The sequence below is a fragment of the Bifidobacterium sp. UTBIF-78 genome (assembly GCF_006408945.1).
GTDB classification, from domain to species: Bacteria; Actinomycetota; Actinomycetes; order Actinomycetales; family Bifidobacteriaceae; genus Bifidobacterium; species Bifidobacterium myosotis.
The window spans coordinates 1-7012 of the sequence record NZ_JFAO01000073.1; the positions used below are offsets into that span (position 1 = coordinate 1).

At 63.3% G+C, this 7012-nt stretch carries 4 protein-coding genes and 1 tRNA gene; all 5 read right to left on the reverse strand.

The genetic code is table 11. The annotated features are described in order from the left end of the window. Nucleotides 1–721 precede the first annotated feature (721 nt). The 5 genes from BG22_RS10595 to BG22_RS10620 all read right to left on the reverse strand — a co-directional run bounded on the left by BG22_RS10595 (nucleotide 722) and on the right by BG22_RS10620 (nucleotide 6948). Nucleotides 722–806 (reverse strand) — tRNA-Ser (locus BG22_RS10595). A 333-nt stretch (nucleotides 807–1139) separates the two neighbouring features. Beyond that, on the reverse strand, nucleotides 1140–3761 hold the full coding sequence (locus tag BG22_RS11320) for a glycoside hydrolase family 127 protein (RefSeq protein WP_258186347.1): 2622 nt from the start codon (nucleotides 3759–3761) through the stop codon (nucleotides 1140–1142). A gap of 351 nt (nucleotides 3762–4112) precedes the next feature. Further along, on the reverse strand, nucleotides 4113–4856 hold the full coding sequence (locus BG22_RS10610) for an HNH endonuclease family protein (protein ID WP_169834019.1): 744 nt from the start codon (nucleotides 4854–4856) through the stop codon (nucleotides 4113–4115). A gap of 56 nt (nucleotides 4857–4912) precedes the next feature. Continuing rightward, the gene (locus BG22_RS10615) at nucleotides 4913–5782 is read right to left on the reverse strand and encodes an aldo/keto reductase (RefSeq protein ID WP_140495424.1); all 870 of its coding nucleotides are present in this window, start codon (nucleotides 5780–5782) and stop codon (nucleotides 4913–4915) included. A 110-nt stretch (nucleotides 5783–5892) separates the two neighbouring features. Then, nucleotides 5893–6948 carry a LacI family DNA-binding transcriptional regulator gene (locus BG22_RS10620; protein ID WP_140495425.1) on the reverse strand — a complete coding sequence of 352 codons (1056 nt, stop codon included), beginning with the start codon at nucleotides 6946–6948 and terminating at the stop codon, nucleotides 5893–5895. Between the last annotated feature and the right edge of the window lie 64 nt (nucleotides 6949–7012).

The window sequence follows — 7012 nt, forward strand, 5'->3', positions numbered from 1 at the left end:
TCATAAGGCCGGAACAGACTGTATGTACGCGCCATTACGAAATACTCGCGTACATACAGTCCCTCATACCCCCAAAACAGACGGTAAGTACGCGAGACCTTCGATGAGGCGCGTACTTACCGTCTGTTCCAGTACCGGATAAAGGCGAAATTCGGCGGTTATATCCGGAACGTCCGAAATCCAGCGATAGCTGGAAGACTCGTACAGATGCCGCACTCGTCGCAATCCATATCCATGAAAATCATGCACGCACCAATGTGATTGGCATCTTTCCGTGTCTGTCATGATTTGGCATCAGCAAATCATGACAGATGCCAACCTGTATTCGGCCGTATTCGGCCCACATCGTCAGGTCTCAGCGCAAGACTGTCGGATTTCGATGTTTCGGTGTCGGACATCGTCTCATGACTGTCGGTTCTCGACGTTTCGGTGTCGGATTTCGTACGTATTTCGTACGAGGTCCGACAGTCAACCGTCGAGGTCCGACAGTCTTGCGTCGAAATCCGACACCGAAACATCGAAATCCGACAGGGTCCAACAGCACAACACCTGCACACACGTCTTCTGACGCGCGGGCATTCCGTACCCGTCAATGTACCCACTATGGTACCCACTAAAACGCACCGTTACGCACGGTTACGCAAGTGCGGGCAAAACGGCGGAATCGCAACGTTTTCGGCATGAAAAAGGGTTTCAGGCGATTGACCTGAAACCCTAGGGGCGGATAAGGCGAGATTCGAACTCGCGGAGGGGTTAACCTCACACGCTTTCGAGGCGTGCTCCTTAGACCGCTCGGACACTTATCCATGCTGCCAACAGGCAACTTGTTTATTATGCCACAATCCGCCGACCACGCAAGTCGGTGTTTCGCACAACTGTAGAAATCCGAATGCAGAGATCCAAACTTCATGACTACCAAAATCCGGATTCCCGAATCGACATGTCGGCCGGGAATCCGACACCGAAATCACAACACGGCACACGAATCGGCTGGGCGATTCCGGAATCACCTCGCGGGGCACTCTCATATACGAAGAAAGGCCACGCCTGTTGAGCCGGCAGAGCCACAACAGTCCGGAGCATGGCCGCCAATCGACTGGCGCTCGACGTCCATGCCACACTTACGATTACCCGTTCAGCTACTCGCGCAGCCAGACGGTCATCTCGTTTTCGCCGCGGTTGGCCCAGGCGAAGTACGGGATGAGCGTGGCGGTCGTGCGTTCGCGGGCGACCGGCTTGTACTCGGCGTACAGCGGTGCGGCGGCAGGACGGTCAGCGGCCGGGACGACAGCGCCATCAGCGGATGCCGGAACCGCGCCGGCGGTACCGGCCGTAACAGAACCAGCCTCGGACGAATCACGAACCGTTGCATCAGCGCCAGAATCGTTAGCCTCATCGATAACGAAAGAACCGACTTTCACGCCATCATCACCCGGCACCGGCTCGCGCCACGCGGGCACCTGCAGACGCACCAATCGCCGGGACACCGAATCGACCTCACCAAGCCCCTTGTCATCCAGACCGTCGGCACCGGCGTGGAAGTCGAACTCCTCGGCCTTCACCGCAGACGGATCGGCCAGAATCGCGGCGACGTCGGCGTGCAGCAGGTGCAGGTTCGCGCCATTGTCGCGCTCCTCCGCGCAGAAGGTGACCGGGCCGCGCGTGAACGCCACCTTACCGGCGTCCTCACGCACCAACGGGTTCGCGGCAATCATGCGCACCGGCATCGGGAAGTCGAACTCGACCGTGTCACCGCTATGCCACACGCCAGACAGGTAGACGTACCCGTCGCGGACCTCACGGGTCACGCGCCCGGACGTCTCGCCAGACGCGGTCAGCGCACCGGCCGCGATTCCAGCCGCAGTGGCCGCATCACCGCCACCGACCCAACCAGGCAAGCGGAAGGCCAGCGTGAACGTCGCCTCACCGGCCGCCTCACCGGTCGCATTGCCGGTCACCTCGCCAGCCGGCGCATCAGATTCGGACGCACCGCCGACGACACCGACACCACCAACCCCGCCGGCCGTCTCGCCAGCCGCCTTACCGTCCGTCGCATCGGCCCCGGGCGCACCGGCAACACCGCCAGCTGCGTCACCAATCCCACCAGTCGCACCGGCCCCGGAACCAGCCCCACCGCCAATCCGCACGGTCGCGCGCCCGTCACCGCGCCATGGCAGTCCGGCCGCCATCTCCAGCGTCACCGGCGCGCCGCCAAGCGTCACGGTCGCCGTGCCGCCCATGTACAGATGCGTGAACAACGTCGCGCCGTCGTCGGCCACCGTGTAGGCATACTCCTGCACGGATTCCACGAGACGCGCGATATTCGGCGGGCAGCAAGCGCAGCCGAACCACTTGCGACGCACGGGCTTGACGTGCGCGAGCCGCGAATCCTTGTGGCAGGCGTAGGGGTTGACCTCCAGCGGGTTCACGTAGAAGAAGCTCTTCCCGTCAAGCGCCATGCCGGCGAGCGCGGTGTTGTACAACGCCAGCTCCATCACGTCCGCGTACTCGGATTTCGCTTCGAGTTCGAGCATGCGCCGCGCGAAGAACGCGAGCGCGATCGCCGCGCAGGTCTCGGAGTAGGCCGAATCGTTGGGCAAATCGTAGTTGTAGGAGAACGCCTCGCCATCCGTGGTGCCGCCGACGCCGCCGGTGATGTACAGCTTCTTGTCCACGATATTGCGCCACAGCCGATGCGCCGCGTCGATGAGCGAGCGGTCGCCGGTGAGTCGCGCCACGTCCGCCAGACCCGAGTAGAAGTATCCGGCGCGCACGGCATGGCCGACGGCCTCGTCCTGCTCGACGACCGGCTCATGCGCCTGATAATAGGCGTAATGATCGGCTTCCGGCCGGTATTCGGTGCCGTCCACCTTGGCGCGGGCGCGGTCCTCCTGCTCGAAATACGACGGGCGTTGGCCGCGCTCGGTGACGAAGTAGTCGGCGAGGTCCAGATACCGCCGCTCCCCGGTGGTCTCATACAGACGAACCAGCGCCATTTCGGCGATCTCGTGGCCCGGATAGCCGCGCAGCTGGCCCGGCTCACGACCGAATCGGGAGGCGACGTAATCGGCGAATCGCTCGGCGGCCTTGAGCAGCTTGTCCTTGCCTGTGCCCTGATAGTAGGCCACCGCGCCTTCGACCAGATGGCCGAAGCAGTACAGTTCGTGATGGTCCTTCAGATACGTGAAGTGGCGGTCCATGCCGTTGAGGATGTAGTAGGTGTCGAGATAGCCGTTGTCGAGCTGGGCCGCGCACACGATGTCGATGGCGGCGTCGGCGGTCCGCTCGAGTTCCGGGTCGGGGTGGTGGACGAGGCTGTAGCCCACCGCCTCGATCCACTTGGAGAAGTCGGTGTCCTGGAAGACGAAGCCGTAGAACTTGTCGGCCTCGGGGTGCGCCGGGTCCTCGGGCAGTGCCTGGAACCCACGGTAGGTGTACGTGGGCGGGACGAAATCCTTGCCCTGCTGCTCCTTGCGCGCGTTCTGCGCGGCGGCGGCCTTGAAATTATGCATGCAGTAGCTGGGCGCGGCGCCGGGCACCTGATCGTTCAGTGCGCGCCACTGGTACGGAATCACCGCCGTGCGCACGCGCTCCTGTTCCTCGCCCCAGAACGCATCATTCACGGTGACGTCCTTGAGCGGCAGGGTGTGGCTGTGCCGAATCTGGGCGGGTGTGGGCTGCGGGGAAGGGGAAGTCCCAGCGATTCCCGCCGGCGACTGGGATGGGCGTGGAGACTGGAACGATTGTGCTGACTGGGACATGGCTGCTCCTTCGCGCGGCTCCATAACGGTGTCGCATACGTTCGGCATCGGACGTAAGTAAGGGCGATTCGCGGATGACGACCATCCCATCGCCCTATGAATTCCGGCGATCGCGGAAACGCCGGATTAGCCTTCATCGTAGAAAAACCGCTCTCCCCGCGTGGTGGAGAAATCGTTGGTCAGGTAGACGAACGGAAACTGTTCAGACGGCCGGCAATCCCGCTGCCGGACCATCCGTCAAGCCCGTTCCGCCGCCTCAGCGCGGCACGCACGCCCTCGTCTGCCAGACGCGATTGTGAATCCCCGGCTGGCCATCACCACATCTGGCCGACCGCCCATCGCCCGTGAGCGCTACTCCCCCGGCACCTCCTGTCCGGGGCACGAGTGGAGCACGGCGAGCATGGCGTCCTTTTCGGCAGAGGTGACGGTGAGATGGTATTTGTCCTTGACGCCGATCTGACGGGCCACGTATTGGCAGCGATAGGCGGAGTTGGTGGGCAGCCAGTAGGCGGCCGAAGCGGAGCCCTTCTCCTGATTGGCCGGCCCGTCCACAGCCAACAGGTTGTATGGATCGTTGCCGAACTGATGGCGTTCGGCGGTGGTCCAGTCGCGGGCGCCCGACTGCCATGCGTTTTCAAGGGCCACCACATGGTCGATCTGGACTTTGGCGCTGGTGGTCCGGCCGCGCACGAATTGGATGGTCTGGCCGGTGTACGGGTCGTCCAACGTGCCGGATTCGACCGTGCACAAGCCGGCGGACTTGTAGCGCACATCGATCAGGTCACGGGCGAGCACGTCCTCGCGCGCGTCGCAGCCGTTGCCGTCGGTGTCGGTTTCGCGGAAGCCGAAGGAATCACGATCATAGCCGGACGGGTCCTGACCGTCGTCCACGGTAAGCCGGTTCAACGTGTCCGCTGCCGAACCGGTGGCCGTGTAGCCGCCGGTGATGCGTGCCGCGTCCGAGCTGACCTGCGGCAGCAACAGTCCGACGGTCACACCGATGATGACGGCAAGCACCACCAGAATCAGGATGCGCTCCAGCGGGCTCGAAGCGTTCGGACGGCGGCGGAAATGTGCGGAATTACGACGCGCCATTGATCAATCAATCAATCCGTCAGTCAATCCAGTCAACCAATCAATCAACCGCTCGATCAGGCGTAGGTGAAGGTAGCCGGATCGTGGCCGGCGCGCGTCGGACCGTCGAGCGCGTCAATCGCCGCATGCTCCTCGGCCGTAAGCGCGAAGCCAAACAGATCGAGGTTCTCCCGCTGGCGCTCCGCATGCACGGACTTGGGGATGATGATTGTACCGTTCTCGATGTGCCAGCGCAGAATCACCTGCGCCGGGCTCACGCCGTGCGCCTCGGCGATGCGGGCGATGGCGCCGTCGCCGGCGTTCAGGTCGGCTCCACGAGCCATCGGCGAATACGCCTCGACGGCGATCCCCTGCTCCTTGCAGTAGGCGACAACCTCGCGCTGCTGCCACGTCGGATGCAGTTCGATCTGGTTCACGGCCGGACGCGACCCGGTCTCCTCATACAGGCGCTTCAAATCGGCGGGCATGAAGTTGCACACGCCGAGCGTGCGCGCGCGTCCCTCCTCGCGCAGCTTGACGAACGCCTTCCAGGCCTCCCCGCTGCGCCAGTCGAACGGGGTGGGCCAGTGGATCATGTACATGTCCACGTAGTCGAGCTGCAGCTTGGCGAGCGAATCATCGAAGGCGCGCAACGCGGAATCGTAGCCCTGCTGCGAGTCGCGCAGTTTGGTGGTGACCCACAGGGTCTCGCGCTTGGCGCCCGTGTTGTAACCGGTGGCGGCGAGCGCACGGCCCACACCGGCCTCGTTGTTGTAACCGGCCGCGCCGTCGATGTGGCGGTAGCCGGCCTCGAGCGCGGATTCCACGACCGGCGTGACCCCGTCATCGTCGATGCGCAGCACGCCGAGCCCGATCTGCGGGATGGAGTGGCCGTCCTTCAATGCGATGTCCGGCACGTTGGCTGGGTTGATGTGACCGTTGGTCATGATTGCTGCTCCTTGTGCTGCGTTATGCCGCGTCCGGCTGGCGGCCGGCTGGCGGCCGGTTGCGCTTGCGACTACACGACACTGTACACGCTGTGCCTGCTGGCTGGCCGTCACCGTGTAGACGCCCGTGCGACGACCCGCGACTCGCAGGTCAGCAGTTCGGGCTTGGAGACACGTCCGTGGATGCGTCCGAGAATGCGGTCCACTGCGGTGGGGGCGGTCCAATCGAGCCTGGAATCCATGGAAGTCAGCGGAATCTGGAGGTATGGGGCCTCTTCGTTGTTGTCGAAGCCGATCACCTGCACCTGCCCCGGCACCTCATAGCCCGAGGTGCGCAGCGCGGTGAGCGCGCCGATGGCGAGCTGATCGTTCAACGCCACCACGCCGTCGAACGGCACACCGGAGTCGATGAGATGCTGTGTCACGCGGGCACCGGCGCCGATGGTCCAGTCCTGATTGGTGATGCCAATCAGTCGCGGGTCGATGGACAGCCCACGGCGATGCGTCTCTTCGATAATTCCCCGCAAACGCAACTGGGCGTTGCCTTCCACTACCTTGAGTAGCGCGGATTCGTCGTAGGTACCGCGCGCGCCCACCACAGCCAGATGCCGGGATCCGTGGTCATAAAGGTAGCCTGCAGCGGTGGCGGCGGCGTCCACGTCGTCCGGGGTCACATGATCGACGATGCCCCATGTGGTACGCGCGCCGACGATGACCAATGGGAAATCGACCTTGAGATCGTCGGGCGAAATGGTTTCCACCTCGCTCATCGACAGAATCATGCCGTCGGAGACCGTGGAATTGAATTTCCTCAGCAGATCGCGGGCGCCCTTGGCCGAGCCTTCCGCGTATGTGGTGACGTATACGGAGTAGTCACACCGACGAGCCGCATCGATGATGCGGTTGGCGAGCTCGGCCAGATACGGCGGGGTGAGCGAGGGCACGGCGAGGGTGATGAAACCGGTGTGGTCCCGATTGAGGTTGCGGGCCGCCACATTGACGCGGTAGTCGAGATCCTTGATGACCTGTTCGACTTTGGCGCGTGTTTCGTCGGTCATGCGACCGGAGCCGTTGATCACGTTCGAGGCGGTCTTGAGCGACACCCCGGCCGCCTGTGCCACGTCGCGCAAGGTGGCACGTTTCCGACCCGGCCTTACCTCACTCATGATGCGTGTACTCCTTGTGCCCACCGCCTATGCTGACTTCGCCATTCTACCCGCCCTTATTCCT